This window comes from Xanthomonas vasicola pv. musacearum NCPPB 4379, assembly GCF_000277895.2.
Taxonomy (GTDB): Bacteria; Pseudomonadota; Gammaproteobacteria; order Xanthomonadales; family Xanthomonadaceae; genus Xanthomonas; species Xanthomonas vasicola.
In genome coordinates, this window is the sequence record NZ_CP034655.1 from 1,643,756 (window position 1) to 1,669,787 (window position 26,032).

Sequence of the window (26,032 nt, forward strand, 5' to 3'; positions counted from 1 at the left end):
GGTGCGGTCGCGCCTCGCGCCCTGCGCGGAACACCTCGGTCGGTAGGCGGTGCCCGCATGCCGTTATGCTGCGCGGCATGTCCGAGTCTCCTGCCCGCGTGCTCGTCGTCGAAGACGAAGCCGCCATTGCCGATACCGTGCTCTACGCGCTGCGCAGCGAGGGCTATGCGCCTGAGCACTGCCTGCTGGGCCGCGATGCGCTGGCGCGGCTGCGTGCCGACCCGGCCGATGTGGTGGTGCTCGATGTGGGCTTGCCGGACATCAATGGCTTTGAGGTGTGCCGCACGCTGCGCAGTTTCAGCGAGGTGCCGGTGATCTTTCTGACCGCGCGCAACGACGAGATCGACCGCGTGCTCGGGCTGGAGCTGGGCGCCGACGATTACATGGCCAAGCCGTTCTCGCCACGCGAACTGGTGGCGCGCGTGCGCGCACGCCTGCGTCGACGCAACGCGGGCGCGGTGGTCGAATCGGGCTGGCAGCCGCACGGCGCGTTTGCCATCGACCGCGACGGCAGCCGCATCCGCTATGGCAAGACCTTGCTGCCGCTGACCCGCTACGAATACGCGCTACTGGCGGCGTTGCTGCAGCGCCCCGGCGCGATCCTGAGCCGTGCACAGCTGATGGACCGCGGCTGGGATGCCAGCGCCGACAGTGCCGACCGCACCGTGGACACCCACATCAAGACGCTCCGCGGCAAGTTGCGCCTGGCCGGTGTGCCGGCCGACCCCATCCGCACCCACCGTGGCCTTGGCTACGCGCTGGAGCTGTAGGCATGCGCCGGCACCTATTTGGAGGGGCTGACAAAAGGACTGCGCAGCTGCCGGCCTGGCGCGGCAGTTGCTCGGACTCGGCATGTGCCACTCGCACACCGCAGTTCCTGTGTGCCGGCCCTATCCACTTGGAGACTTCCCGCTACGTGTTGTCAGCCGCTCTCAGTGATCTGAGCGAGGCCACGCGCTGACATGCGGCTGGGTCTGAAGCTGTTTCTGGGCTTTTTCCTGATCGTGGGTCTGGCCGCGTTCTTCGTGATGCGGGTGTTCGTCAACGAGGTCAAGCCAGGCGTGCGCCAGGCGATGGAATCCACGCTGGTGGACGCGGCCAATGTGCTGGCCGAAATCGCCAGCAGCGAACTGGCGGCCGGCACGCTTGCCGATGGCAGCTTCGCGCATAACGTGGCCAGGGCGCAGCAGCGCGACCCCAAAGCGTGGGTATGGCGCTTTCGCAAGAACAATGTGGACTACCGCGTCACCATCACCGATGCCCGCGGGGTGGTGGTATTCGATTCGCTGGGCCGCGACGTGGGCAGCGACAACTCGCGCTGGAACGATGTCTACCGCACCTTGCGTGGCGAATACGGCGCGCGTTCCAGCCCGGAAATCGATGGCGATCCCCGCGCAACGGTGATGCATGTGGCTGCGCCGATCTACGCGCCGGACGACCCGAAGAAACTGATCGGCGTGCTGACGCTGGCGCAGCCCAACCGCAGCATCGACCCGTTTATCGAAGCCAGCCAGCGCAACATCCTGCAACGCGGCGCGTGGTTGATCGGCATTTCTGCGTTGATCGGTATTTTGATGACCTGGTGGTTGATGCGCGGCATCGGCCGGCTCAATCGCTATGCGCAGGCGGTGAGCGCCGGCATCCCGGTGCCGCCACCCAAACCGCGTGGCGATGAAATCGGCGATCTGGGCCAGGCGCTGGAATCCATGCGCCGCAAGCTAGAAGGCAAGGCCTACGTGGAGCAATACGTGCAGTCGTTGACGCACGAAATGAAGAGCCCGCTGGCGGCGATTCGCGGTGCATCGGAGTTGCTGGCCGAGCCATTGCCCGAAGCCGATCGCCAGCATTTCGTGGCCAGTATTCGCGCGCAGGAACAGCGGCTCACTGAAACCATCGACAAGCTGCTGGCGCTGGCCGAAGTCGAGCAGCACGGCTGGCTGCAGACGCGCGAGCGCATTGGTATCAGTGGGCTGCTGCAGGCTGCTGCGGAGGCGGTATCGCTGCGCGCTGCGGCGGCGGGCGTGGCGGTGGAAGTGGATGCAAGTGCTGTGACCTCAGGCGACCACCACGTACTCGGCGATGGTTTTTTGTTGCGCCAGGCATTGATCAATCTGCTTGAGAACGCCCTCGCGTTCTCGCCGCAGGACAGCCGCGTGCGCCTGCATGCGCAGCTGCGCGATGGACGTTGGGAGTTGGCGATCGAAGACCGCGGCAGCGGCGTGCCGGATTACGCGATCGAGCGCGTTTTCGAGCGCTTCTATTCGCTGGCACGTCCGCAGACCGGGCAGCGCAGCTCCGGGCTCGGCCTGCCGTTCGTGCGCGAGGTTGCGCGCCTGCATCGCGGGGACGTGGTGCTGGGCAATCGTGATGGTGGCGGTGCGCGAGCGGTGTTGTGCCTGCCGATCGGCTGAGTCGCCTGGCAGACAGTTGTCGTGGTTGGCTAGCGCCGGTGGCAGCCATGCGTTCAAGGCTGCGGCATGCGCCAGAGCACATGCCGCAACCGTTTCAATCGCCCCGCAAGGCGCGTGGTCGCTGGGTGTTAGTACACCACGTCGGCGCCGATCACATCCTTGGCGACCACCGACCAGGACAGCTTGGCAAAGCCCTTATTGCCCCATTCGGTACCCCAGCTGTTTTCCACGATCAGTCCTTCGCGGTCGTAGCCCAGCGCGATGACGGCATGCCCGCCCAGAATTGGCGTCGTGATGTCGTAATCGACCTGATTTTTAGGTGTCAGTTCTTTAAAGCCCTGGCGCACATAGAAGCCGATCGCCACTGGCGTGGACGAGGCAAGGGCGAGCTTGATCTGTTCGATCAAGGCGCGTCCCCCGTTTCCGTTGCCCGAAAACAGCACGGTGTAGTGGCCATACGGCGTCGGGTTCCTGGCAGCGTTGGCACGGTCGGCGGCAGTGGGCTGGTGTTTCCAGTCGTAGTTGCCCCACGAATAGTGCTGCTCGGTGTCGATGCCCTGCGCCAGCGCGATCTCCAGCGGCGCTTCCAGGGTGGAGCCTTCATCCACGCCGCCGTTGACTTGGCTGTACAGGTACATCGGCGCAAAGCGCCTCCGGGCCTGTTTGTTGGCGTTGGCATACCAACCGGTCAGGGTGTGAGCGGCCGCCCACGACGCGCATGATCCGACCTGGCCCTGGTCGCCCGGCGTGATCGCCCACGCGGTCAAGTCGACACTGGCAGGCAGCGGTTCGCTAACGCTTTCGGTACCGAACAGCGGGTGACCGGCTGCTTCAATGACGACGGTTTCAGGCCCATTCCGTGCACTGCAGCCTGTGCGGCGGCAGTGGTCAGGCTCAAGGTGGCGAGCAGGCAAAGGGCAAGCGAACGTTGCGTGTTCATGCAGGGCAGACTCCAGGCGATAGAGGAATGCAGTCGTGCGCAGTTCTACAACCCCAGCCGAGCAGGTAAGCAGCCGCGATGGCGCTGAGGCAGCGCACGTGGCTAAAACGTCATTGAAGAACGGCGGAACGGGAAAGCTGCACTCACATAAGCAGGGGTGGTCGAGGACTGCGCAACTGCCCATGCATCGTTACGCCTGGCGACGCTGCGTGTGGCGAAGATGCGAAGCGATGCCGACCGAATGGAAGTCTGTTTTGGGCATGTATTGCACTTTTGGAATCTGACACCTGCATTTCCTCGTTGCGTCATAGTGCCGTCCGGCAGGCACGCGATGCGCCCACTTCACGTTCGCTTCAAATTCGCCTCAAACGCCCGCCACCGGCGCATCGCACGCTGGCCACCTCCCAAGATGAGGATGGCCGATGAAATCCCTGAAACTGTTATTGCGCTTCGCCACCGTCGGCGGGCTGATCCTGCTGTTGCTGATTCCCTTATTGCTGGTCCGTGGCGCGGTGCAGGACCGCGCGCGCTACCGCGACGAGGCGGTTGAGCGGGTGGCGCAGAGCAAGGCCGGCGAGCAGCAATTCATCGCGCCAGTGCGGGTGCTTCCTTATACCGAAGATGTGCAGGTCACCGAGCCGGACGAGCAGGGCAACCAGCGCAAGGTCTGGCGCAAGCGCGAGGGTGCGCTGCTGCAAACACCGCGCAGCCTGAAACTCAGCGGCGAGATGGTGCCCTCAGTAAGAGAGGTGGGCCTGTACCGGGTGCAGGTGTATTCCTGGAAAGCTACCCTGCATGCCGAATACGATCCCTTCGACTACGCGGCCGAGCCGACCCGTGTGTATGGTCAGCCGCATCTGGCGATCGGTATTTCCGACGTGCGTGGGCTGGTCGGCACGCCGCGTTTGCAGGTGGATGGCCGCACGCTGGCACTGGAAAGCGGTGCCGGTGCACTGGCGGATCGATCGGTCGGCATCCACGCCCAACTCAACCCGCTGACCGATCCGGTCGCCGGCCGGCTGCGGGACGGCAACAAGGTGGACATGCAGTTCGTGCTGGATGGAACGCGCCGGCTGGCGATCGCGCCGATCGCCGACAACAACGAGATCGGGTTGCGCTCCACCTGGCAGCACCCCTCCTTTGGCGGCCGCTTCCTGCCGAATGCGCCGAGCATCGGGCCGAAGGGCTTCGATGCAAGTTGGTCGCTGTCGTCGCTGGCCACCGGTGCGCAGACGCAGTTGCAGTCCAGCAGTACGTCGCTGGATACGCTGGAAGTGCGCTTGGTCGACCCGGTGGACGTGTATACCCAGGCCGACCGCGCCAGCAAGTACGGCATCCTGTTTGTGGTGCTGACCTTCGTGGCGTTCGTGTTGTTCGAGTTGATCAAGCGTTTGCCGATTCACCCGTTGCAATACCTGTTGGTGGGCCTGGCGCTGGCGATCTTCTTCCTGCTGCTGCTCAGCCTTTCCGAGCACATCGCGTTCTGGCAGGCCTATCTGATCTCCGCGGCGGCGTGTATCGGCTTGCAGTTCTTCTATCTCTCTGGCGTGTTGCGCAGTTGGGTTCGTGCGGCAGGATTTTCGGTGATGCTCACCGCTTTGTACGCGGTGCTCTACAGCTTGTTGATCTCTGAAGACAACGCGCTGCTGATGGGCTCGTTGCTGCTGTTCGGCATCCTGGCCAGCATCATGTGGGTGACCCGCAAGCTGGATTGGTACGAGCTTGGCAATAGCCTGCGTTGAGGCCGGCATGACCGCGCATGCGCAGTTCCACCGGCGGGCGCAGCGTTTGCTGCCAGCCGGGATTGATACGGCGGCGCTGCTTCCCGCAGCGCTGCCGCAAGCCTGGGATACTCCGCGCTGTCGGCCTTGCCATTGAATCGCGACGGGCGCCACGGCGTGGTGCGTCTGCAGATGCACGCACGCACCGCGCAGACATTACGCACCGGCGCGCAGGCGTTGTTGCAGGCAGCACCGCACCGCCACACATTCCCCGGCAACACACGCACCCGCAGCTACGGCCCGTGGCAACGGCTGCGCAATGGCAACTACTGGGCCCGCAGCACCGATGGGCTACTTGGGGTGTTGCTGGGCATCGAAGAGGCAGCGGTGTGGTTGCTGTGGCAACAGCCCGGGGCCAAGGTCTTGCACCATGGGCATTGGCTGCGTTGACCGGTGGCGTTGCAGCCGCGCCTGCCTGACTTACCATGGCCGGCATGACTGGCTCCTCCCTGATTGTGGAAGCGGTGCGCGGCACGGATGTGCTGCCGCATCTGGATGCGGTGGCGCAGCTGCGCATCAGCGTTTTTCGCGCTTGGCCGTATCTGTACGAAGGCGATCCCGCGTACGAACGCGCGTATCTGGCCGCCTATGCGGCGTCGCCAGAGAGCGTGTTCGTGCTGGCACGCGATGGCGATGCGGTGATCGGTGCATCCACCGGGTTGCCGTTGCTCGACGATAGCGCTGCCTTCCATGCACCGTTCCGCGCTGCCGGCATCGACCCGGCCAGCGTGTTTTATTTCGGCGAATCGGTGTTGCTGCCGACGTATCGCGGGCAGGGTATCGGTCACGTATTTTTCGACCAGCGCGAAGCGCACGCATGCGCGCTGGGCCGCTTTGCAATGACGGCGTTCTGTTCGGTGGAACGTGCACCCGACGACCCGCGCAAGCCAGCCGACTATCGCCCCAACGATGTGTTCTGGCGCAAGCGTGGCTATGCCCCGCAGCCGGGCGTGCGCGTGCATCTGGAATGGGCAGAGTTGCAACATGGCGAGATCGACCACAGCTTGAGTGTGTGGACACGTGTGTTGCCGCAGTGAGCGACAGCGACCACCGGAGTGCGGCTGACAACACGTAACCGGGTGCCCGCCCGGCGGCTGCACAGTCGTCTTGTCACTGTTTCATTGCTTCGCTAATTCGATCCAACCACACAAAGGCCACCAGATGAAAATCGCCGTCGCCAAATACCCCATCGGCAAGCCTGTCGATTTCGCCGCGTTTGCTGCGCGCCAGTCGGCCCTGATTGGCGAGGCCGCCGCTGCCGGTGCGCGGGTGGTGGTATTGCCCGAATATCTGTCGCTGGAACTGGGCGCAACGTTCGATACGCATATTTCTGCCGGCTTGCCCGAGTCGCTGGCGGCCATCCAGGCGCTGCGCACGCCATGGCTGGAGCTGTTTGCGGGGTTGGCGCAGGAGCATCAGCTGCATTTGATCGCCGGCAGCTTTCTGCTGGATCGGGGGCAGGGCCGCTACCGCAATCGCAGCGATTGGTTTACCCCCGAGGGCCTGCATGGCTGGCAGGACAAGCTGCAGCTCACCGGCTTCGAAAAGGCCACCGGGCTGATCGAGCCGGGCGACGAGCTGAAGGTGTTCGAATTCGACGGCATCCGCGCAGCGATTGCGATCTGCTACGACAGCGAGTTCCCGCTGCCGGTGCGTGCGCAATACGAGGCCGGCGCACGCTTGTTGATCGTGCCCAGTTGCACCGATACCGCAGCCGGTGCCATGCGCGTGCGCGTAGGTTGCCTGGCGCGCGCGCTGGAAAACCGCGTGTTTGTCGCGCAATCGGTCACCGCGGGCGAAGCACTGTGGAGCCCCGCGTTGGACATCAACACCGGCGAGGCAGCGGTGTTTGCGCCGATGGATGTCGGCTTTCCCGCCGATGGCGTGCTGGCGCAGACCCAGGGCGAGACGGTCTGGGCACTGGCCGAGTTGGACTTCGCGGCGTTCGAAGCCAGCCGCGCGCAGGCGCAGGTGGCCAACGACTGCGATTGGCCAGCGCAGTTGGCGGCCGACGTGGCGCGTGCCAAGCTGGCCGCGTTCGGTTGATCCACCACCCACAGGTTCCCAATGGCCAATAAAACCCTGATTCCGCATAGCGTCCGGCTCGAATTCGCGCCCGGTGCGCTGGTGCACAGCAATCTGTCCGGCGCCGCCTTCACCGATGACTGGCTGTGGGTGGCCGGCGATGAAGCCTGCGCGGTGGACCGGCTGCGCAAGCTCGACCCGGTACAGCGCGAGACGCTGCGCTTCGGCGAAGGGCAGAGCTTTCCGTTGGCTGACCTGCTGGATCTGCCCGGCGAAGACGGCGAGGAAGCCGACCTGGAAGGCATGGGCCTGTCGGATGGATTTCTATGGGTCATCGGCTCGCACGGCAGCAAGCGCAAGAACGCCAAGCCCGGCCGCGACGATGCCGAAAACGCCAAGCGCCTGGCCAAGTTGAAACTCGACGGCAACCGCCGTCTGCTGGCCTGCCTGCCGATCGAACAGGCGCAAGACGGCACCCCGCAGCTGGTGCGCAAAGCCGCCGACGGCCGCCGCGCGCTGCGGCTCAAGGGCGATGCCAAACACAATCAGCTCACCGACCTGTTGGCCGACGACCCGCATTTCGGCCCGTTCCTGAAGATTCCTGGCAAGGACAACGGCTTCGATATCGAAGGCATCGTCGTCGATGGACAGCGCTTGCTGCTGGGCCTGCGCGGGCCGGTGCTGCGCGGCTGGTCGGCGATGCTGGAGATCCAGGTGGAAGCGCATGGCGACCATCTGCGCCTGGCACCGCTGGACGAGGACGGCACGCTGCTGCGCAAACACTTCCTGCAACTGGGCGGGCTGGGGATTCGCGATCTGCATTATTCCGGCGACGATCTGTATCTGCTGGCCGGACCAACCATGGTGCTGAACGGCGAGATCCGCCTGTTCAAATGGCCGGATGCGCGCACGGTGCTGGCCGCCAACCAGGCGCCGGTGCGTTTTCAGCACGACCTGCTGGAATCGGCGGTGCTGCCGCATGGCAAGGACAGCGACCGCGCCGAGGCCATCTGCAACCTGCCCAAGCAACTGGCTGGCAAGATCCCCACCTGGCTGGTGCTGTACGACGCCCCGGGCGCGGCCCGCAGCGGCGGCGATTGCGTCGTGTACGGCGACCTGCTGCGCAACCGCTGAGCCGTGGGCCGGGCAGGGCCACGCTGCGCAAGGTAAAATCGGCGCAGTCCCGTTTTGTCGAGCGCTCCATGACCTGCCGCACCCGTTTCGCCCCCAGCCCCACCGGTTACCTGCACATCGGCGGCGCCCGCACCGCCCTGTATTGCTGGCTGGAGGCGCGCCACCGCGGCGGGCAGTTCGTGCTGCGCATCGAAGACACCGACCGCGAGCGCAGCACCCAGGCGGCCATCGACGCCATCCTGGAAGCAATGGACTGGCTGGGCCTGGGCTACGACGAAGGCCCGATCTACCAGACCCAGCGCATTGCCCGCTACCAGGAGGTTGCCGAGCAGTTGCTCGCGCAGGGCAAGGCGTATTACGCCTACGAAACCCGCGAAGAGCTCGACGCCATGCGTGAGGCCGCCATGGCCAAGCAGGAAAAGCCGCGTTACAACGGCGCTGCCCGCGAGCAGAACCTGCCGTATCGCGACGATCCCAATCGCGTCATCCGCTTCAAGAATCCCATCGGCGGTACGGTGTTGTTCGACGACCTGATCAAGGGGCGTATCGAGATCGCCAACAGCGAGCTCGACGACATGGTGATCTTCCGCCCGGACGGCTTCCCCACCTACAACTTTGCGGTGGTGGTGGACGACTGGGACATGGGCATCACCGAGGTGATCCGCGGCGACGACCACATCAACAACACGCCGCGCCAGATCAATATCTACGAAGCGTTGGGCGCACCGGTGCCCAAGTTCGCGCATATGCCGATGATCCTGGACGAGCAGGGCGCCAAGCTGTCCAAGCGCACTGGCGCGGCCGACGTCATGCAGTACAAGGACGCCGGCTATCTGCCGCACGCATTGATCAATTACCTGGCACGCCTGGGCTGGTCGCATGGCGACCAGGAGCTGTTCACGCCGCAGGAATTGCTGGACCTGTTCGACGTCAAAGACGTCAATTCCAAGGCAGCGCGGCTGGACATGGCCAAGCTCGCCTGGGTCAATCAGCATTATCTGAAGACCGACGACCCGGCCAGCATCGCTCCGCAGCTGGAATATCAGCTCGCCAAGCTCAGTGTGGATCTTGCCGCCGGCCCGGCTGCTGCCGACGTGGTGGTGGCATTGCGCGAGCGCGTGCACACGTTGAAGGAAATGGCCGAAAAAGCCGTGGTCTGGTATCAGCCGCTGGAAACCTACGACGAAGCGGCGGTGATGAAGCACCTCAAGCTGGGTGCCGAGGTGCCGCTGGGCAAGGCGCGCGAGCTGTTGGCTGCAGTGGACCAGTGGAGCGTGGAGAGCGTCTCGGCCGCGCTGCACGATGCCGCCGCCGCGCTGGAATTGGGCATGGGCAAGGTTGCCCAGCCGCTGCGCGTGGCCATCACCGGCACGCAGGTCAGCCCGGACATTTCGCAAACGGTGTACCTGGCCGGACGCGAGGGTGCCTTGAAACGCATCGATGCGGCACTCATCAAGATTGGAGCGGCCTGACGCCGGAGCCTGTATGACCAAGCACACCTACGCACCAGACCTCGCCTGCACCGCACCGCATCACCACGTCGACGACGCCAACGGCTTCGTGCGCGCGGTGGAGCGTGCCTGCAGCGAACGCGGCCTTCGCCTGACGCCCATCCGCGCCAACGTGCTGCGGCTGATCGCCGACGCCGGCAAACCGGTCAAGGCCTATGAACTGCTGGACTGGGTGCGCGAAGGCAAGGGCGTCGGCGCCGACGCACCTCCCACGGTGTACCGCGCGCTGGATTTCCTGATGGCCAATGGGTTCGTGCACAAGCTCGAATCGGTCAACGCCTTCGTCGCCTGCCACCACCCCAACAGCGCCCAGCACTCGGTGCCGTTCCTGATCTGCGACCGCTGCCATAGCGCGGTGGAACTGGAAGACCGCGACGTGGTGTCGCAACTGGAAGCCCGCGCCAAGGCGCTGGGGTTCCAGCCGCAGGCGCAGACACTGGAAGTGCATGGTTTGTGTGCTAAGTGCGCGGTGGCGGAGTAATCAGTCGCAAGGTCGTGTGCAGAGCGCGGCCTGTTCAAGGCGCGCGCCCCTGTTTCTGGCGGGCCACGCCAACCTGCTTTTTTGAGCGCCCGCTCCAGCAGGCTCATCCCTTCATCGTCCACTTCGCTCCACTTGGCAAAGTGGGAATGCAGCGTGCGCCATTTCGGAAAGTCACTGGGCAACGCACGCCACTGGCAACCTGTTGGCAGTAGATACAGCACTGCGCACCACACCTCATACACATCTACCTTCGCAGGCTTCGTGCGTTTGCGGGCTTGTTCCAGAAGCGGACGGATGTGCTCGAACCGCTCACGGCGCATGTCACTTGGGTAGTCTTCTCGCGCATTCGTGCAGTTTGCACGGCTTGAAAAAGATCGTGAACAGGTTCTTAGGAATGGACCGCCGCAGAGAATCGCCAGTTCCACGCCACAATCGCAAGAGCGGCATCATCTGGCAATAGCATGGATGTATCAAGGCAAAGATGGCTGTCCGCTTGGATCGCGAGCGTATATGCGCATTGCTGCAGGATTACTGCAAGTTCACTGCTGCTGTTCACCTTTCCGAAAGCGCGTCTGTCGATGTTTTCGACTCTGTCCAGAAGCTGCCTGCGCTGCGCGGTGAGCTGAACAAAGTGCGGTGTCACGAGATGATCTGCGCAGAGCGTCTTCAGCGCGTCGATGTACCAGTCGTCCTCAGGGCCGCCGTAGCAGAACGTCGTAATAATGGTGCGGGAGTCGGACTTAAACAGGAGCGCCAGCGCATGGAGCCTGAGTTTGCACGCAAACTGTCTGCGCGCGTCGAAATCGCTATCGGCACCTAGTAGCTCGATGGCGAGATCGTAGGTCAGGTGATTGTGAAACAGGCATGCGGAAAGCCGATTCGCCAGCGCCTTCCCAACGGTTAATTTGCCGACGGCTGGCGGGCCATAGAGCATGACCAACTGTCTATCGTGGTGGAACAAGGGCATCCTCGCGTCATTGGGCTGTGCTTGTGGTCCCGGGCGCATAGTAGGTGACATTGAGCGTGTTGCGAGTGACGCTGCCCGTGGTGCACAGCCGCGTCACTTCGTGCCACGTGTCTTCGTAGGCCCCATCGCGAATGATCACTGTTGCGTTTCCGACAATGGGGAGCACAACGTGGCGCACGTCATGGTGATTGCGTGGATGAAGAATACGAAGCAGCCCGCCCCAGTCGCGCTCCCAGTGGGCGTTGAAGTAAATGATCAGGCGAAATCCCTTGCACAACGATGCATCGACGTGGGGCAGGTAATGGGTGTCCTGCCCTCCACGAAACGCAACGGCCTCCATCGGGAATTCGCTCAGGTCCGTTCCGCAAAAGTCGGACATCGCGGACCTGAAGTCCTCCGACACGAGCTCGCCGCACATCGCCTGCCACGCATCCGTTAGCGCCGCTGGCTGGTCGACGCCGCACGAGCCCAGAGGGACGATCGTGCGTCGATAAAAATGCCCGCCGTTGCGTTTCCGGAAGTTGAATCCCTCTGTCGGAAATTCATCTGCGAGTTTGTAGGCCAACGCGTCGTTTTGCCATATGCACTGCAGTTCTCCCCATTGGAACGGCGCGTCGTGGCGTGTTCCTCCTGCAATCTGCCTGAGCGCGAAGTATGCGGACGTCATGTTCTCCCTCGTACGAAAAGAAAGCGTCAGTAATGCGATGGGTTGTCTATCGCATGGCTCAATCGTTGCGCCAACTCGTCGATCTCGGCATCATCGATCATGAACGACGGCGCGAGCTTGAGATGTCGATCCGCAGCGCCGATGAACAGACCGTGTCGACGCGCGTCGTGTTGCGCTTGGCTACATGCCGCTGGCGACGAAAAGGTGATCGACAACATCAGTCCTTTTCCTTGCACACTCACGACATCGTCGGTGGCGGGTAGACGGTCACGAATTGCCTGCAGCAAGCGCATGCCCTTTGCTTTGACGCGTTCGTAGCAATCCTCGGCATCCAGGTGCTCAAGAATGAATAAAGCTGCGCGGCAACCCAGCAGGTTGCCGGATTGGGTGTGGCCGTGGCGGAAAAGCGGGAGCGGCTGTGTGGCGAAGATATCGGCGATCTTGGCGGTCGTCATGACGGCGGTGATCGGGAAGCCGCCACCGAGACATTTGCTGAAGATCACAATGTCCGGACTCGCGCCCTGGGAGACTGACTCGCACAGGACGCCGGTGCGTCCGATGCCACAATACACTTCGTCGAAGATCAGGGGGATATCGTAGGTCCTGGCGAGCGACGACAGGGCTCGCAAGAAGCCAGCTGGGAACTGCCGGGTTCCCGCCATCGCCATCACCGGTTCGATGATGATCGCCGCTACGGTCGATCCATGCTCGGCAAGAAGCGCTTCCCAGTCTGCCACCTCGTCAATGCTCTGCGGCAATGGCATCGTCATTGAGCAATCTGCGACAAGCGCCAAGGAGCCTTCGTTGATGAAGGGGCGTCGTGTCGCGAGCGTCGCGCCAAGCGTGCAGCCGTGATATGCACCGTCGATGGCAACGACTTTCACCCGCTGTGGCTGCCCGCGACCGCGTTGATACTGCCAAGCCATCTTCATTGCGGCTTCGACTCCCTCGCTGCCGCTTCCTACCAGGAACGTTTGTACGAGTCCGGCTGGCGCCAATACCTCGCTTAGCCGCTCCGCAAGCGCATCGGGTAGGAGCGTACTCGTTCCGATGTTGCATGCGTGCACCAGGCTGTCCATCTGCCGTTTGACGACGTCGATCAGTGCCGGGTGAGAATGACCGAGGCAATGGTTGTAGCTGCCGGCAATGCCGTCCAGATAGGGCTTGCCGGCATCATCGTAGAGATAAACTCCTGCGCCGCGCACGATCCTGGGCCGACAATCCTCAAGGGTCATTGGCGTATACGGCGGCCAATAAGCGCGCGGCCTAGATGTAGCGTTCATAGGGTGTCCCGCTAATCGAACATCTCAGTTGCGCGTCGTTTTCAACGATCGACGAGATCGACGCAGTTTCCTTTTTTCCGGTTCCCGGTTCCAGTCGCACGACCGATACTCCCAGGAACGCGAGTAGCTCGGCATGTGTGCTCTCAGGGTTGTCCAGCAGTTGCTCGTATTCGATGGAGAGGATGTCGTGGTGGCCGAAGCGTTCGCAGAACGCGGCGCGATTGGCAAGGTCGTGATCGATGAAATCTACGAGTTCCTTCTGCGCTACGGACAGCCGGACATCCCCGTGCGCGCGTTTATCGTCCCTGCCGACATACCAGACATGATCTAACAGGCTTTTCCTCAGAGAAACCATGCGCTCAAGGCGATTGCGTCGATCCAGCAGAATGATCTTCAGCTCAGGCAAGCCAGCCAAGATCTCCCAGACATTGACGCCTCCCCATTGCGAGTCGAGATCGCGAAAGAGGACGAACCCGACAGCCTGCACGTACTCAAAGTACGGGCGAAACAGATGTTTCTCGAGGATGTGTTGCGCAGTGGTGTCCTGTACGGTATAGGGCAGCAAGTGCTGGCTAAACCGATTGAATGCTTCGCCATGCATCTCGATGCATGGGTGGGAGCCGAGCAGCGTGCGCAATAGGTGCGTCCCGGAACGGGGCGTCGAGATGATGACGAATTTCGTGTACTGCTTCTGCGCCGCGGCAACCGTGCCGTTCAGGCTGCCACCCACCCATTTGTTGTGCTGCGCCTGGGCAACCTTCAAGCGGAAGAGATCAAAGACCACTGGCGAGTGCTTTGCCAGACCGAGCAACGGTGCGATCACCTCGTCACCCCGTAGCCCTTTGCTGCTCCAGTTTTTTCCGCCGTTCCGGTACTCGCGAACAAACTCGACGATCGCCGCGGTCATGGACGGGTCGATCGGGTGCCCTGCAAGATCGCTGCCAATGCGTGCCTCAAGTCCGCTGGTTGGGTGTGACATCCACAAGGACCATTGGGACGCAAACAGGGGCGGCGTTGTCTCAGCCATTCGAGCGGCTCCTGCTGTCAGGGGCCTTCGACCGACGCGCGGACCGTCTCTGCACAGCGCATGCGCCAGGGGCGGAGAGGAACAAGCCTCGCAGCAGAATACGCGGGTTGCCCGGATCTTCGACGTAGGCGCTTCGTCCGTGCGAGAGTTGGTCATTGCGCATGATCAATGCTTGCCCCTTTCGCAGCGGAAAACTCAATGTGTAGCCGCTGTCCGGCTTGGTGAGACGCGTCAAGTAAGCAGCCGCATCGAGCACTCTCGGGTCCATGCGCCGGGAATAGTCCCAGTCTGCCGTCACGTCCAGGGTAAACCCACCAACCATTGCGCCGTCTTCTTCTGCGAGGAAGATCGGGCCAACGTGCTCGTACTGCCTATCTAGCCGCGGATCGGTGGACCTGCGTCGGAAGGCCTTTGGGGCCAGTAGGCATTGGGCGAGATCCGGGTGATGGTGAGCAAGCGTCTGAAATGCCGACACGCTGTCGAACAGGATCGATTCGCCGCCACGCAGCGCGTGCTGCTTGCAAAGGAGGATCGAGGTCTTGATCGTGCCGATGGGCAGATACGAACCGTCAGTATGCAATGCCGCGCTTGACGTGCTGTTGAAGACATCATGCGCACCTGTAGTCAAGCCACCGACTTGGTTCATGCCTGACGGTAACATGCCCTCCGAGTGCAAGCGACGATTGAAGTCAGACTGATACATCGGGCCAAGATAATAGCGTGCCGACATCTTATTGAAATCGGAAGCATCGAACCGCCATTGATCCCTGACGATCGCGAATCCATATCTGCCGACGTCACGCATGACTGCTGTGACATCTTCCGCATCGAGCACCTGTGCAGACCAACCGCTGAAGCGACTTTGCATACCATTCTCTGATAAGAATTAAGGTTGGCGCGTGACGCCCTGAGGAGAGTCTAGGCTTCAGGTTTTCACGAAGGTACGGCGCGATCGCCCACCGACTTCATATCTACAAATTTACTTATTTTCTATCGATGATGGAGCCTTGTGCTTTCTCGAAGGGCAGACGCATCCTGCGTCAGGATCGAGACGTTATTGCCTCAGATGATCTCTTATGTCCTCGGCGAGATATCGCAGAAATCTGCTCTTGAGCGCGCGGTTGTCGATGTCTATGACGTCCATGAAACGCTTGCCATTCATCATATGCCGCGCTCGTCCGAGAGATCATTCCAGCAATACGCTGCGAACATCTCCTGCGACTTACCGTTTTATATGGTGTGTCTACAAGGGTATCTGATGGGCGCGTCGTAACAGCGCATGTCGTTAATACACGGCCATGCGCTGTCACGCTCCGGTAGCAGCCTGCTTACGAATCACTCATTGCTTGTCGGCCTAAAGTCAGCTGCGATGGGCATGGTGATATTTAATGCTCTGGTCTGGTCGGCTTCGTCTACATCCCCGCACGGGTTGTCATTACATAATGTGATATGTGGATTGGCGAAGTATGGAACCCTCTCCTGATCGTCGGCGGCATAAGCCATGATGGTATTGAAACTGCCCTCATCCAACGTCTGCCGCCATCCGTAAGCATAAGTGAACGCACCAGGGCCGGAATCGGCTTTGTCGTGAGCCAGACCCAGATTATGGCCAATTTCATGTGCGAAGGTAATATCTTCGCAGTAATTTCCGGCTTCTTCGTCAGTACCGTCACTCACTGCGGAGTAGCCCGATCCCTGCATATTGCTATTGTACGATTGAAGCCCGCCACCGTTCAGCCAAGCCATGCCGCAAGCGCCTTGATTTGCGCTGTAGGGGCGTAGCAAGGTGACAAGATCGGCACCCTGGGTGTCACGCGTGCTGTGCAGTGCCGCTAATGAAGAGCTACCTGAGGCTTCGGTCAGGTCCTGAAGTGCGGCAACATCCGTGGTGGAATCGGTGTAATTAACCTGCTGCGTACCGATCAGGCGCAGGCGTCCATTCACTTGGCTATCGATGTAGGCACGGTTGGTAACGGCGACCAGATAGTTGATGCGTGTGTTAACGGCATCCACCGATCCTAACTCGCGGACCAAGCCTGGGGTATAACCTACAAGCACGTCGACCACTGCCGGGGTCGTTGCGCTGGCCGCCTGCTTCACTAGTGCAAGGGTGTGTTGTGAATCTTGCTGGCTTAACGGTTGCTTTGGCGGGATCAGGTAGTCGGACGCCATGGCACTCTCATTGCTCTTGAGGCGATTAATAGCAATGTTTTTTGGTAGGCGTTCTGCGATATAAAGCTTTCCGCCCCGGGTGACGATACGAAGCGATGTGTTATTGCCGGCCGGAATGATCCGAATACTGCGTTGCGCCCAAAAGTGATCACTACACTTTGCTTTTCTGAGGGTAGGGCGCCGACAAAGGTCCAATGATCTTTGTCTTGGGTGTTCTGCGAGATGGTTTTTGCATAGATGCGTCGGCCGTCAGGCAGCGGTAGCCAAAGCCCACCGGCAGCCGCATCATCGTAGGCTTGCGATTCGCTGATTTTGATCGGGCTTAGCCTTTCCGTTGAAGTGATACTGGTCTTCTGTTGGCTTGAAAATGAAAGCCATTGGTCTGCTGCCAATGCCATGGAGGTAGCGGAGCAGCTAAGTCCAAAAAATATCGTCGCTGCTAAAAAATTTATTTTCATTTCAACTTTTTGTTTGGGTAATTAATTGAATGGTACGGAGCGAAATGCGCCGTTGCGAAATCATATTTGCAGCGCTACGCGTAGAAAATCATGCCGGCCTGCGGTTAACTATGCTGAAGAGATCAAATAAATTCAACGCCTCTCTAGCTGGCCTGTGATGTAATTGTGATGAATTGTGCTTTTATTTGTGGCATCCGTCATAAGTGCATTTAATGCACCTGAAAAAGTTATGAGGGCATGTATACGAAAATCATTAGAGGTCTGGATATGAGACTTTTTATGGAAATTAATAAGTTTCATGTCGCAACGTTCCCGATTTTGAGCTGCGCGACGTCGGTTGCTCTTAAGGAAACTCTAAACAACTCCCCCTGGTCCTGCGACAATCCCACAGATGCAACGGGACGACGACGATGCAACTGACCTTCGGCGACGCGGAGTACAACGGCAAGCGCAAGCGCAAGCGGACGCGGCGTGAAGTGTTCTTGGCCGAGATGGACCAGGTCGTGCCGTGGAAGGACCTGCTGGCGCTGATCGAGCCGCACTACCCGACGTCGGGGCAGCCCTGGCGCCAGCCGTATCGGTTGGAAGCGCTGCGCCCAGCTCGGCCAAGAACAAGGAGGGCGAGCGCGATCCGGACTTCACCAGACCAAGAAGGGCAACCAGTACTCCTTCGGGATGAAGGCGCACATCGGGGTGGACGACGACTCCGGGCTGTTGCACCACGTCGCATGCACGGCGGCCAACGTGGCCGATGTGACGCAAGCGCACAAGCTGCTGCACGGCAAGGAAGACGGTGTGCGGGGACAGCGGCTACACCGGGCTTGAGAAGCGCGATGAGATGAAGGGCAAGCGCACGCTGCGCTACCTGATCGAGGAGAAGCCCTCGACGCTGAAGCAGATCAAGAACAAGCGCGAACTGAAGTTGGCCAAGCGCTGGGAGCACACCAAAGCCAGCCTGCGTGCGAAGGTGGAACACCCGTTTCGGGTGATCAAGCGCCAGTTTGGCTACGCCAAGGTGCGCTATCGCGGTTTGGCGAAGACCACCGCACAGGTGCTGACGCTGTTTGCACCGTCGAATTCTGTGGCTGACGCGCAATCAGTTAATGCCTGCTGCGGAGAAGGTGTGCCTGCAACCCGGGCAACACTCCGCAAACGCGCCGAAAGCGGCAACAAATCAGGGATTTGAGCGCCCTTAGCGCGGTGGATGTAGCTTGCTTCGTTTTCCGGCCCCGTTGATCAGACCATCCTTAGGGTGAGCGAGGCGGGCAGGGCGCCATCGGCTGTGGGGTCACCCGAGCATTTCACCGGCAAGATGCGCATCGACGCACCTTTCCAGGCCGACGCACCGGCGCGGGTAGGCGGTGCCACCGTCACCTTCGAACCGGGCGCGTGCACTGCATGGCACACCCATCCGCTGGGCCAGGCCCTGATCGTCGCTGCCGGCGCCGGGCGCGTGCACGAGTGGGGCAAACCGGCGCAGCAGATCCGCCCAGGCGACATCGCTTGGATTCCGCCGGGCGCCAAGCATTGGCACGGTGCGAACGCCAACGTGGCGATGACGCATATCGCGATTGCCGAATCGCAGGACAGCTTGCCGGTGACCTGGCTGGAGCAGGTGAGCGAGGCGCAATACGCCGCTGAGTGATAGCGTTGATGCTCATGCGGTGAAAGTGCCGCGTTGGCGGACTCTGCGGCGATGTGCTGGTTCGCTGTGGTGCCTGCGCCGCGTACACCAGGCATCACGCCGCTTCGGTTGCATCCTGCGCAGTGGCACGCAGCCGTTGCGCATCGCGTGCGGGCGGGATGCCGAGAATGCGTGCGTAGTCGCGACTGAACTGCGATGCGCTCTCATAGCCAACCCGGAAGCCGGCGTCGGCAGCGGTCAACGCCTCGGCGACCATCAGGCGGCGCGCTTCGTGCACGCGCAGCTGCGAGCGGTATTCCAGTGGCGTCATCGTGGTCACCGCCTTGAAATGCGCATGGAAGGTGGAGCGGCTCATCGCCGAGAGATCGGCGATCTGCTCGATGCTGAAGCGCTGCGCATAGTGCTCGCGCAACCACACGATGGCCCTGGAAATCTGGTTGAGCCGGCTGTCGGCGATGGCCATCTGGCGCACTGCCGCATTGGCCGGGTCGGCCATCAGGCGGTACAACAGTTCGCGCACGATCAGGGGAGCGAGCGCGGCAATTTCATGCGGTCGATCGAGCAGGCGCGCCAGCCGTAACGCTGCGTCCTGCAACTGCGGCGTGCTGCGATTGAGCAGCAGCCCGGCCGATGCCGCATCGCGCTGCGTGTCCACCAGTTCCGGATGATTGATCGCCAGCTCGCTGAGCACCGCGGTGTCCAGGTCCAGGCAGAAACATAGGTACGGTTGCGCGCTGCTGGCTTGGATCACCGAGCCGACGATGGGCAGATCCACCGACGCCACCAGGTACATCTGCGGGTGATAGACATACGCCTGCGCGCCCAGCATTGCCTGCTTGCGGCCTTGCGCCACCAGACACAGCATGGGTGTATAGACAGTGGGCATGGCCACTGTCGGCGCTGCGCTACGCATGATCTGCAATCGGGGGATCTGCGTGGGATGCATGCCGTCGCCAGGCGCATGACGCAGCAAGATCGTGCTCAATTCGGTCAGCGAAGACATGCGAAAACCCGTCGACGATGCATGCGGCCCGGCCGCGAGGGCACCGATCGTACAAGAGTGCAGGTGGTGTGGGCGGCAAGGTCCATCGCGCAGGCGGTGGGCTTGCGCCCGTTAGACAGCGCGGCAGCAGTCGTGGCCGCCTGCGCGTGAACTGCGTCGGCCCTGATAGGGCGATCACAGGCCGGCCGTATCATGGCGAGGTCTCTCGCATTCACCTGCTGCCATGCCCGCAAAACGTTCCAGCTTTCCAACGCCGACCAGCCCTGCAGAGTGGAAGCGGCTCCAAGCCGCTGCCGCCACCGAATTGGCGCGGCGCACCGCACAGGCGCATCTGCAGATCCTGGGGCTGTTGCGGACGCATGGACATCTATTGAGCGATGCGCAGCGGCGTAGCCTGCACAAACGCCTGCTGCGCGGCGGGCGTTGATCTGCGGGAGCGATTGCCTCGGCGGTTGCGCATGCTGCCGGCATCAGCTTGCGGTCGTGCACGGTCATGCCGATAGCCGATGCAGCAGCTCGCCGGTGACCTCATGCGGCCGAAGGGTGCGCGTTCGGGCCGCCAGCCAGTCGCGCAGTCGGGGCGCGTGAGATGCAGCGACCACGCATCGATGCCGTCGTTTCCGGTGGTGACTGGCATACCGCAGACGGCGCCCTACGCCGGCTCGCAGTCGCGGCAGGCGCTTTCGCTGCAGCGCCATCCGCACGGCAACCGCCGGTGCCGGCCGCCCCGTGCGTGGCGGCGTTATGTCGCCAGGTCCCAAGGCGGCTGTGCGCCCAGCCGCTCCAGCAGGAAATCCACGAACGCGCGCACGCGCGGCGGCTGCAGCTGGCGCGCCGGCGTCACTGCGCTGATGTGCGAGGTGGGCGGGGGGTAGTCGCGCATCACTTCGACCAGGCGGCCGCTGCGCAATTCGTCGGCGATGTGCCAGTACGAATGCACCGCGATGCCCTGGCCGGCGACCACGGCGTCGCGCACCAGCTCGCCGAAGTTGCTTTCGAAGCGGCTCTGCATGCGCACGCGCACCAGCCCACCGTCGGGCGTTTGCAGTGTCCACACGTCCTGGCGGCCGTCACGGCCCATCAGCAACACGCCGGCGTGCTGTGCAAGTTCGTCCGGCGTGCGCGGTGTGCCGTGACGCTGCAGATAGGCGGGCGAGGCCGCCAGGGTACGGCGGTTGTCGGCAATGCGCCGGGCCACCAGCCCGGAGTCCTCCAGTGGTCCGATCCGGATCGCCAGATCGAAGCCCTGTTTGACCAGGTCCACCAGGTCGTCGCTCAGGTGCGCGCTGATGCGCAGGCGCGGATGGCGGGCCTGGAATTCCGGCAGCAGCGGCGACACGTATTGCCGCCCGAATGAGGCGGACATGGTCATGCGCAGCACGCCACCCACGTCGTGCGCGCTTTCGCGCAGATCCTCGGCCAGCGCGTCCAGATCTTCCACCAGCACGCGGCCACGTTCGGCCAGCCGCTGCCCTTCGACAGTGGGATGCAGGCGGCGCGTGGTCCGGTGCAGCAGGCGCACGCCCAACTCGCGTTCCAGGCGCTTGAGACGCTGGCTGGCCACCGCCACCGACAGATCCAGGCTACGCGCGCCCGCGGTGATCGAGCCCAGGTCGAGTACGCGCAGGAACAGGGCAATGTCGCCAAGACGGTCCACGCGATTCTCAATGATTGATTGAAGGTGAATCAGGATAGCAGGGGTTTTTGCGAACAACTGCCAAGCGCAGGCTGTGCGCAGTCTTCCTTGGTCCATCCCCATGTCTAGCCTCACATCCACGCGTTCGTCGCGCTTTCCGCCAGCGTTGCTGGCATTGACCATCGGTGCCTTCGGCATCGGTACCACCGAGTTCGTGATCATGGGATTGCTGCAGCAGGTGGCCACCGATCTGGGCGTTTCGCTCAGCGCGGCGGGCCTGTTGATCAGCGGTTATGCGCTGGGTGTGTTCGTCGGTGCGCCGGTGCTGACCCTGGCCAGCGCACGCCTGCCGCGCAAGGCGGTGCTGGTCGGGCTGATGTTGATCTTCACCGTCGGTAACGTGGCCTGCGCGCTAGCGCCGGACTACGCCAGCCTGATGGTCGCGCGGGTGCTGACGTCGTTGGCGCACGGCACGTTTTTCGGCGTCGGCGCGGTGGTGGCCACCTCGCTGGTGCCGGCCGAACGCCGTGCCTCGGCCATCTCGCTGATGTTCGCCGGGCTGACCGTGGCCACCTTGCTCGGCGTGCCGGCGGGTGCCTGGCTGGGCCTGCAACTGGGCTGGCGCGCGACCTTCTGGGCGGTGGCAGTGATCGGCGTGCTAGCCACTACCGCGGTCGCGTTGTGGGTGCCGGCGGCCGCCGGTGCTGCCACCCCGGTGTCGTGGCAGCAGGAAGTGGCGGTGCTGCGACGTGGCCAGGTGCTGCTGGCCCTGGCGATCACGGTGGTGGGCTACGCCGGCGTGTTTGCGGTGTTCACCTACATCCAGCCGCTGCTGCTGCAGGTCACCGGGTTTGCGCAGTCGGCGGTGTCGCCGGTGCTGCTGGTGTTTGGCGTGGGCATGATCGTCGGCAATCTGCTCGGCGGGCGGCTGACCGACCGCCGTCCCACGGCGGCGTTGCTGGGCAGCCTGGCTGCGCTGGTGGTGGTGCTGGGCGCGCTGGGATTCGCGCTGCACAGCAAGACCGCGATGGTGCTCTTTGTCGGGTTGCTGGGCGTGGCCGCCTTCGCCACCGTGGCGCCGTTGCAGTTGCGCGTGCTGGAACATGCGCGTGGCGCCGGCCAGAACCTGGCGTCCAGCTTGAATATCGCCGCCTTTAACCTGGGCAACGCGCTGGGCGCGTGGCTGGGCGGCGTGGTGATCGCCACGCAGGTCGGCCTGGTCGCAACGCCGTGGGTGGCCGCGCTGTTGAGCGCTGTCGGCCTGGGCCTGGCGCTATGGAGCGTGCAGTTGCAACGCCGCGGCGCTGCATCGCCAGCGGTGTGCGCGCAGGTGGGTTGAGTTCGTTGCTCGCTGATCACTAGCCGCGTTGGCGCAGTGCGTGTCCGGCGGATTTCGATGTGATGCACAAACGCTGGTTTCGCTGCCAGCAAATGCTGTCGCGAGCATGAGCGATAACGCAGCGCATCTCTCATTCAACGTTGCAAGGAGTTATTCGATGGAAACCCGTCTACTCGGCCGTTCCGGTTTCAAGGTGCCCGTGCTCGGCTTGGGTGCCGGCACGTTCGGCGGTAAAGGGCCGTTGTTTTCCGCCTGGGGTGATACCGATGTGGCACAGGCGCGGCGCATGATTGATGTGTGTCTGGATGCAGGGCTCAACCTGTTCGACACCGCCGATGTGTATTCCGATGGCGCATCCGAAGACATCCTCGGCCAAGCGCTGCAAGGCCGCCGCGATCAGGTGATCATCTCGACCAAGACCGGCCTGCGCCTGGGTGATGGGCCAAACGATGCCGGAGCATCGCGTTTCCGTTTGCTGCGTGCGGTGGATGCATCGTTGCGACGTTTGCGCACCGACTACATCGATCTGCTGCAGCTGCACGCCTTCGATGCGATGACGCCGATGGAAGAAACCCTGTCCACGCTCGACGGCCTGGTGCGTGCGGGCAAGGTGCGCTATCTGGGCGCTTCCAACTACGCAGGCTGGCAGTTGATGAAATCGCAGGCAGTGGCCGATGCGCACGGCTGGAGCCGCTTCTTCGCCAACCAGACCTATTACTCGCTCGCCGGGCGCGACTACGAGTGGGAACTGATGCCGCTGGGCATCGACCAGGGCATTGGTGCGGTGGTGTGGAGCCCGCTCGGTTGGGGACGACTCACCGGCAAGGTCCGCCGCGGCCAGCCATTGCCGCAACACAGCCGCCTGCATGCCACCGCTGCGGCCGGCCCGGCAATCGACGATGCGCGCTTGTTCGACATCGTCGATGTACTCGACGCCATTGCCGCAGAAACCGGCCGCAGCGTCCCGCAGATCGCCATCAACTGGTTATTGCAGCGGCCGACCGTGAGCACGGTGCTGATTGGTGCGCGCGATGAAGTGCAGCTGCGCGAAAACCTGGGTGCGGTGGGCTGGTCATTGACCGATGACCAGCGTGCGCGCCTGGATCAGGTCAGCGCAGTAGAGCCGCCGTATCCCTATTACTCCTATTGGCGCGGGCAGTTTGCAGGGCGCAGCCCGCTGCCGGTGTAAGGCGGGCTGCACCAACGCGCCACGCTGCAACCCAATGCAGCAGCGTGGCGGCGTTGCTGTGGAGGTTCTAGCGCAGTCGCGTCACAGCGGTCGTGCCGCCGGAACGATCACTTCCGGCTTGATCGCTCCCACGCCGTTGCTGCCTTGCAGCTGTCGGCAATTGTCCAATGCCGTCATCGCCGAGTCGTAGCCGATCATCGCGCTGCCGTCGATGGCCGATGCATAGAGCAACCTGCCGCCTGTACGCGTGGCCAGGGCACGCGCGATGGCTGGCGTGGTATCGAACAATTTGATCGAAGCACCAAGCAATGCGAGCTGGCCGCTACGCGTTTCCAGCGCGGCCAGCACGGTCGCCGATGGTTGGCTACGCGTGGTGCGCGCGACCGATGCCATGGCGCTAGTGTTGTCGAGATAGATTGCATAGCGATCGACGCGGCCAACGGGTGCGGTCGCACTGGTCTGCGTGCATGTTGGCGATTGCGTGGCAGCCGTACTGCGCGTGGCGTCGGCCAGCTGTACCACTGCGCTTGGAATCAGCCGGAAATTGGCGCGGCCCACCACAACGGTTTGCCCGGTGGCGGCAGCACGCAGGCGTGTGCGATCAAATACCTGTGCCGAGGCCGGTGCGGAAATGCTGGCGACAACGACGCACAGCAGTGTGATCAGAAAGGTCTTCATGTCAGTGGCCCACCACGCGCATTTCGAATTCCTGCAGTTGTGCCTTGCCGTTATCGGCGAGCATGTCGTCCACCTCCAATGTCCAGCGACCAGCTGACGGCTCGTCCAGGAAGGCATTGCTGGAAGTCAGGAAGACCACGAAGCCATCACCCGAATCGAGCGTGGAAAACGGCGTCATCAAGGTGCTACGGGTGCCGCTGGGCGATACCAGCACGGCGCGCAGGTTGCGGGGATTCTTGTGCGTCCCCGAGAAGTACAGCTGCACGCCTTCCACCTTGAAGGACTGCTTGATGTCGATCGCCAATCGCGCTGGTGACCCGATCCCGCCGATGGTGCTGCTCTTCCCGTCATAGTCGGTCCACTCGGTATCTTGCATTGCAGGCAGTGGAGTGAAATGCACGGCGCGCTCCACCGCCGCGGCTGCATCCACCAAGCCGAAGCCGTACCAGTTGCTGAAACGGTGACCGGCCGCGTTGGTGATCCAGGCGGGCTCGATCACGGTGTCCTTGTAAAACACCTTGGCTTGGTTGGGGTCGACTTGCACAGCGGTCGTGGCCAGGATGTATTTGACATCGCGCAGCGTCAGTTGCGGGTTGGCGCTCAGCATCAGCGCGGCGACGCCTGCAACCGTTGGTGCGGAGGCAGAGGTGCCATTCATGCGTGCGGTGTACTTGCACGATGCATCGATTTTTGAGTGGCTGGTATCCAGCGCGTTTTGCGGCGCGCGCGTGCGATCGCGATTGTTGCCTGCCGCGCATCCGCTCAGATCGGTGGTGACGATCGCCGGTGAGAAGAATGGCTGCGGGCCCTGCTTGGCGAGCAGTGTATAGAGCTCCTTGAATGTTTCCGGATGCGGGTCGAAGCGACGCTGGAAGCCAAACTCGCCAGACAGCCCGGACACCCATAAAGAGGATCCAGGCGATGAGTAACTCGCACGCACGCCGTTGGCATTGACTGCACCCACCACGATCATCGTGGTCAGGCTATTGAGATTGTCGATATTTGCACTGCTGCAGGCGACGCCCAGCTGCCGGGTCTGGTCGCTGCAGCGATCGATCAGCTTGCCCTGTGCATCCACATCGATCAGCGTGTTGAAATCATTGCCAGCCGACTTGACGTAGATGCCGCCCTTGCCGCCACGCTGGGCACGCATCAGTTTTTCCAGAGAGCGTTGCTCGTCGAGATCGCTGAAGGGATAGACCGCTGTCGAGACGCCGAAGCTATTATTGAACACGTCCATTGCACGGGCTTCTGGACCATCGCCCCAGGCGTAACGGACGTCGACGTACTGCTTGCTGCCATCGCTTTCGGAGAGAGCGTTGAAGCCCGCCAACTGCGCCTCTGGGGCAACACCGCGTCCACCCAAACCATTCCATCCACGCGCCGCAATGATCCCGGCAACCGCGGTGCCGTGGTCGGTATCGATTTCATCCGCAGGCGGCGTCGGATCGTTGGAGCCATTCAAGAAGTTATGCGAGCCGCCGGCAACGATGTTGTCGACAAGATCCTCATGCGCAATCTCAAGCCCGTCATCGATGACCGCCACCTTGACCCCGGCTCCGCGGATGCCGAGCGTGTGCAGGACGTCCACATCCAGATCGACGCCTGGCCGTGGACGTTGGTCGCCGAACACCGGCTGGCCTTGATTGAGCAGATGCCATTGGTAGCGGAACAACGGATCGGTG

At 62.5% G+C, this 26,032-nt stretch carries 23 protein-coding genes, 1 other RNA gene and 4 pseudogenes; 15 read left to right on the top strand and 13 right to left on the bottom strand.

Features of this window, described 5'->3' with window-relative positions; translation table 11 throughout:
- The first annotated feature begins 65 nt into the window (after positions 1-65).
- The 3 genes from creB (at position 66) to creC (ending at position 2,411) form a co-directional block, all read left to right on the top strand.
- Positions 66-770 (top strand): two-component system response regulator CreB, encoded by a 705-nt coding sequence (gene creB, locus KWO_RS07715; RefSeq protein WP_010375524.1) that lies wholly within the window; start codon positions 66-68, stop codon positions 768-770.
- 82 nt (positions 771-852) lie between these two features.
- Positions 853-928, top strand: a non-coding RNA gene (locus KWO_RS07720) — sX9 sRNA.
- 34 nt (positions 929-962) lie between these two features.
- On the top strand, positions 963-2,411 hold the full coding sequence (creC, locus tag KWO_RS07725; protein WP_010369535.1) for a two-component system sensor histidine kinase CreC: 1,449 nt from the start codon (positions 963-965) through the stop codon (positions 2,409-2,411).
- A 128-nt stretch (positions 2,412-2,539) separates the two neighbouring features.
- Here the strand turns inward: creC and KWO_RS07730 are convergent.
- Positions 2,540-3,351, bottom strand: a pseudogene (locus KWO_RS07730) (C1 family peptidase).
- A gap of 422 nt (positions 3,352-3,773) precedes the next feature.
- Between KWO_RS07730 and creD the strand changes: the two are divergent.
- The 7 genes and pseudogenes from creD to KWO_RS07765 all read left to right on the top strand — a co-directional run bounded on the left by creD (position 3,774) and on the right by KWO_RS07765 (position 10,283).
- On the top strand, positions 3,774-5,093 hold the full coding sequence (creD, locus tag KWO_RS07735) for a cell envelope integrity protein CreD (protein ID WP_010375528.1): 1,320 nt from the start codon (positions 3,774-3,776) through the stop codon (positions 5,091-5,093).
- A gap of 7 nt (positions 5,094-5,100) precedes the next feature.
- Positions 5,101-5,522, top strand: a pseudogene (locus KWO_RS07740) (hypothetical protein).
- 35 nt (positions 5,523-5,557) lie between these two features.
- Positions 5,558-6,169 carry a GNAT family acetyltransferase gene (locus KWO_RS07745; RefSeq protein ID WP_010375532.1) on the top strand — a complete coding sequence of 204 codons (612 nt, stop codon included), beginning with the start codon at positions 5,558-5,560 and terminating at the stop codon, positions 6,167-6,169.
- 124 nt (positions 6,170-6,293) lie between these two features.
- The gene (locus KWO_RS07750) at positions 6,294-7,178 is read left to right on the top strand and encodes a carbon-nitrogen hydrolase family protein (protein ID WP_010369552.1); all 885 of its coding nucleotides are present in this window, start codon (positions 6,294-6,296) and stop codon (positions 7,176-7,178) included.
- A 21-nt stretch (positions 7,179-7,199) separates the two neighbouring features.
- Complete coding sequence (locus KWO_RS07755; RefSeq protein WP_010375534.1) at positions 7,200-8,291, top strand: DUF3616 domain-containing protein; 1,092 nt, start codon at positions 7,200-7,202, stop codon at positions 8,289-8,291.
- 68 nt (positions 8,292-8,359) lie between these two features.
- Positions 8,360-9,763: a glutamate--tRNA ligase gene (gltX, locus tag KWO_RS07760; protein ID WP_010375536.1), complete on the top strand. Its 1,404-nt coding sequence runs from the start codon at positions 8,360-8,362 to the stop codon at positions 9,761-9,763.
- A 13-nt stretch (positions 9,764-9,776) separates the two neighbouring features.
- Positions 9,777-10,283: a transcriptional repressor gene (locus KWO_RS07765; RefSeq protein ID WP_010375538.1), complete on the top strand. Its 507-nt coding sequence runs from the start codon at positions 9,777-9,779 to the stop codon at positions 10,281-10,283.
- Positions 10,284-10,324: 41 nt separating this feature from the next.
- Here the strand turns inward: KWO_RS07765 and KWO_RS07770 are convergent.
- The 8 genes and pseudogenes from KWO_RS07770 to KWO_RS07810 all read right to left on the bottom strand — a co-directional run.
- A pseudogene (locus KWO_RS07770) lies at positions 10,325-10,603 on the bottom strand (transposase); the annotation flags it as partial.
- A gap of 68 nt (positions 10,604-10,671) precedes the next feature.
- Entirely contained in the window at positions 10,672-11,250 is a 579-nt protein-coding gene (locus tag KWO_RS07775) for an AAA family ATPase (protein ID WP_010375542.1), read from the bottom strand.
- 7 nt (positions 11,251-11,257) lie between these two features.
- Positions 11,258-11,917 carry a 2OG-Fe(II) oxygenase gene (locus KWO_RS07780; protein WP_010375544.1) on the bottom strand — a complete coding sequence of 220 codons (660 nt, stop codon included), beginning with the start codon at positions 11,915-11,917 and terminating at the stop codon, positions 11,258-11,260.
- Between the two features lie 26 nt (positions 11,918-11,943).
- Complete coding sequence (locus KWO_RS07785) at positions 11,944-13,122, bottom strand: aminotransferase family protein (protein ID WP_010375546.1); 1,179 nt, start codon at positions 13,120-13,122, stop codon at positions 11,944-11,946.
- Positions 13,123-13,183: 61 nt separating this feature from the next.
- The gene (locus tag KWO_RS07790) at positions 13,184-14,227 is read right to left on the bottom strand and encodes a sulfotransferase (protein ID WP_010375548.1); all 1,044 of its coding nucleotides are present in this window, start codon (positions 14,225-14,227) and stop codon (positions 13,184-13,186) included.
- Positions 14,220-15,095, bottom strand: a complete 876-nt coding sequence (locus KWO_RS07795) for a TauD/TfdA family dioxygenase (RefSeq protein WP_010375549.1) — start codon at positions 15,093-15,095, stop codon at positions 14,220-14,222. Before KWO_RS07795 ends, KWO_RS07790 begins: the two co-directional genes overlap by 8 nt.
- Positions 15,096-15,562: 467 nt before the next feature.
- The gene (locus KWO_RS07805) at positions 15,563-16,399 is read right to left on the bottom strand and encodes a reprolysin-like metallopeptidase (RefSeq protein WP_010375553.1); all 837 of its coding nucleotides are present in this window, start codon (positions 16,397-16,399) and stop codon (positions 15,563-15,565) included.
- Positions 16,381-16,857 (bottom strand): hypothetical protein, encoded by a 477-nt coding sequence (locus tag KWO_RS07810; RefSeq protein WP_125168803.1) that lies wholly within the window; start codon positions 16,855-16,857, stop codon positions 16,381-16,383. Before KWO_RS07810 ends, KWO_RS07805 begins: the two co-directional genes overlap by 19 nt.
- Positions 16,858-17,267: 410 nt before the next feature.
- On the opposite strand from KWO_RS07810, the pseudogene KWO_RS07815 reads away from it, so the two are divergent.
- Positions 17,268-17,987, top strand: a pseudogene (locus tag KWO_RS07815) (IS5 family transposase); the annotation flags it as partial.
- A gap of 113 nt (positions 17,988-18,100) precedes the next feature.
- The gene (locus KWO_RS07820; protein ID WP_227479783.1) at positions 18,101-18,502 is read left to right on the top strand and encodes a (R)-mandelonitrile lyase; all 402 of its coding nucleotides are present in this window, start codon (positions 18,101-18,103) and stop codon (positions 18,500-18,502) included.
- A 94-nt stretch (positions 18,503-18,596) separates the two neighbouring features.
- Here KWO_RS07820 and KWO_RS07825 read toward each other — a convergent pair whose 3' ends face one another.
- The gene (locus KWO_RS07825) at positions 18,597-19,505 is read right to left on the bottom strand and encodes an AraC family transcriptional regulator (RefSeq protein WP_010377418.1); all 909 of its coding nucleotides are present in this window, start codon (positions 19,503-19,505) and stop codon (positions 18,597-18,599) included.
- A 223-nt stretch (positions 19,506-19,728) separates the two neighbouring features.
- On the opposite strand from KWO_RS07825, the gene KWO_RS07830 reads away from it, so the two are divergent.
- Positions 19,729-19,932 (top strand): hypothetical protein, encoded by a 204-nt coding sequence (locus KWO_RS07830; protein WP_014090619.1) that lies wholly within the window; start codon positions 19,729-19,731, stop codon positions 19,930-19,932.
- Positions 19,933-20,247: 315 nt separating this feature from the next.
- Here KWO_RS07830 and KWO_RS07835 read toward each other — a convergent pair whose 3' ends face one another.
- Complete coding sequence (locus tag KWO_RS07835) at positions 20,248-21,162, bottom strand: LysR family transcriptional regulator (protein WP_017113081.1); 915 nt, start codon at positions 21,160-21,162, stop codon at positions 20,248-20,250.
- Positions 21,163-21,262: 100 nt separating this feature from the next.
- On the opposite strand from KWO_RS07835, the gene KWO_RS07840 reads away from it, so the two are divergent.
- Together KWO_RS07840 and KWO_RS07845 are read left to right on the top strand one after the other, a co-directional pair.
- The gene (locus KWO_RS07840; protein ID WP_017113082.1) at positions 21,263-22,480 is read left to right on the top strand and encodes an MFS transporter; all 1,218 of its coding nucleotides are present in this window, start codon (positions 21,263-21,265) and stop codon (positions 22,478-22,480) included.
- Positions 22,481-22,637: 157 nt separating this feature from the next.
- A complete protein-coding gene (locus KWO_RS07845) occupies positions 22,638-23,669 on the top strand; it encodes an aldo/keto reductase (RefSeq protein ID WP_010377429.1) in 1,032 nt (343 codons plus the stop codon).
- 81 nt (positions 23,670-23,750) lie between these two features.
- Here the strand turns inward: KWO_RS07845 and KWO_RS07850 are convergent, their stop codons facing one another.
- A complete protein-coding gene (locus KWO_RS07850; RefSeq protein ID WP_010377430.1) occupies positions 23,751-24,347 on the bottom strand; it encodes a hypothetical protein in 597 nt (198 codons plus the stop codon).
- A 1-nt stretch (position 24,348) separates the two neighbouring features.
- Positions 24,349-26,022 carry a S8 family serine peptidase gene (locus KWO_RS07855; protein ID WP_227479781.1) on the bottom strand — a complete coding sequence of 558 codons (1,674 nt, stop codon included), beginning with the start codon at positions 26,020-26,022 and terminating at the stop codon, positions 24,349-24,351.
- Positions 26,023-26,032 lie beyond the last annotated feature (10 nt).

Bases quoted from the DNA above. Each gene is read 5' to 3' on its own strand.
- creB (WP_010375524.1), top strand. From the start codon at position 66: ATGCTGCGCGGCATGTCCGAGTCTCCTGCCCGCGTGCTCGTCGTCGAA.
- creC (WP_010369535.1), top strand. From the start codon at position 963: ATGCGGCTGGGTCTGAAGCTGTTTCTGGGCTTTTTCCTGATCGTGGGT.
- creD (WP_010375528.1), top strand. From the start codon at position 3,774: ATGAAATCCCTGAAACTGTTATTGCGCTTCGCCACCGTCGGCGGGCTG.
- KWO_RS07745 (WP_010375532.1), top strand. From the start codon at position 5,558: ATGGCCGGCATGACTGGCTCCTCCCTGATTGTGGAAGCGGTGCGCGGC.
- KWO_RS07750 (WP_010369552.1), top strand. From the start codon at position 6,294: ATGAAAATCGCCGTCGCCAAATACCCCATCGGCAAGCCTGTCGATTTC.
- KWO_RS07755 (WP_010375534.1), top strand. From the start codon at position 7,200: ATGGCCAATAAAACCCTGATTCCGCATAGCGTCCGGCTCGAATTCGCG.
- gltX (WP_010375536.1), top strand. From the start codon at position 8,360: ATGACCTGCCGCACCCGTTTCGCCCCCAGCCCCACCGGTTACCTGCAC.
- KWO_RS07765 (WP_010375538.1), top strand. From the start codon at position 9,777: ATGACCAAGCACACCTACGCACCAGACCTCGCCTGCACCGCACCGCAT.
- KWO_RS07775 (WP_010375542.1), bottom strand. From the start codon at position 11,250: ATGCCCTTGTTCCACCACGATAGACAGTTGGTCATGCTCTATGGCCCG.
- KWO_RS07780 (WP_010375544.1), bottom strand. From the start codon at position 11,917: ATGACGTCCGCATACTTCGCGCTCAGGCAGATTGCAGGAGGAACACGC.
- KWO_RS07790 (WP_010375548.1), bottom strand. From the start codon at position 14,227: ATGGCTGAGACAACGCCGCCCCTGTTTGCGTCCCAATGGTCCTTGTGG.
- KWO_RS07795 (WP_010375549.1), bottom strand. From the start codon at position 15,095: ATGCAAAGTCGCTTCAGCGGTTGGTCTGCACAGGTGCTCGATGCGGAA.
- KWO_RS07805 (WP_010375553.1), bottom strand. From the start codon at position 16,399: ATGGCGTCCGACTACCTGATCCCGCCAAAGCAACCGTTAAGCCAGCAA.
- KWO_RS07810 (WP_125168803.1), bottom strand. From the start codon at position 16,857: ATGAAAATAAATTTTTTAGCAGCGACGATATTTTTTGGACTTAGCTGC.
- KWO_RS07825 (WP_010377418.1), bottom strand. From the start codon at position 19,505: ATGTCTTCGCTGACCGAATTGAGCACGATCTTGCTGCGTCATGCGCCT.
- KWO_RS07830 (WP_014090619.1), top strand. From the start codon at position 19,729: ATGCCCGCAAAACGTTCCAGCTTTCCAACGCCGACCAGCCCTGCAGAG.
- KWO_RS07840 (WP_017113082.1), top strand. From the start codon at position 21,263: ATGTCTAGCCTCACATCCACGCGTTCGTCGCGCTTTCCGCCAGCGTTG.
- KWO_RS07845 (WP_010377429.1), top strand. From the start codon at position 22,638: ATGGAAACCCGTCTACTCGGCCGTTCCGGTTTCAAGGTGCCCGTGCTC.
- KWO_RS07850 (WP_010377430.1), bottom strand. From the start codon at position 24,347: ATGAAGACCTTTCTGATCACACTGCTGTGCGTCGTTGTCGCCAGCATT.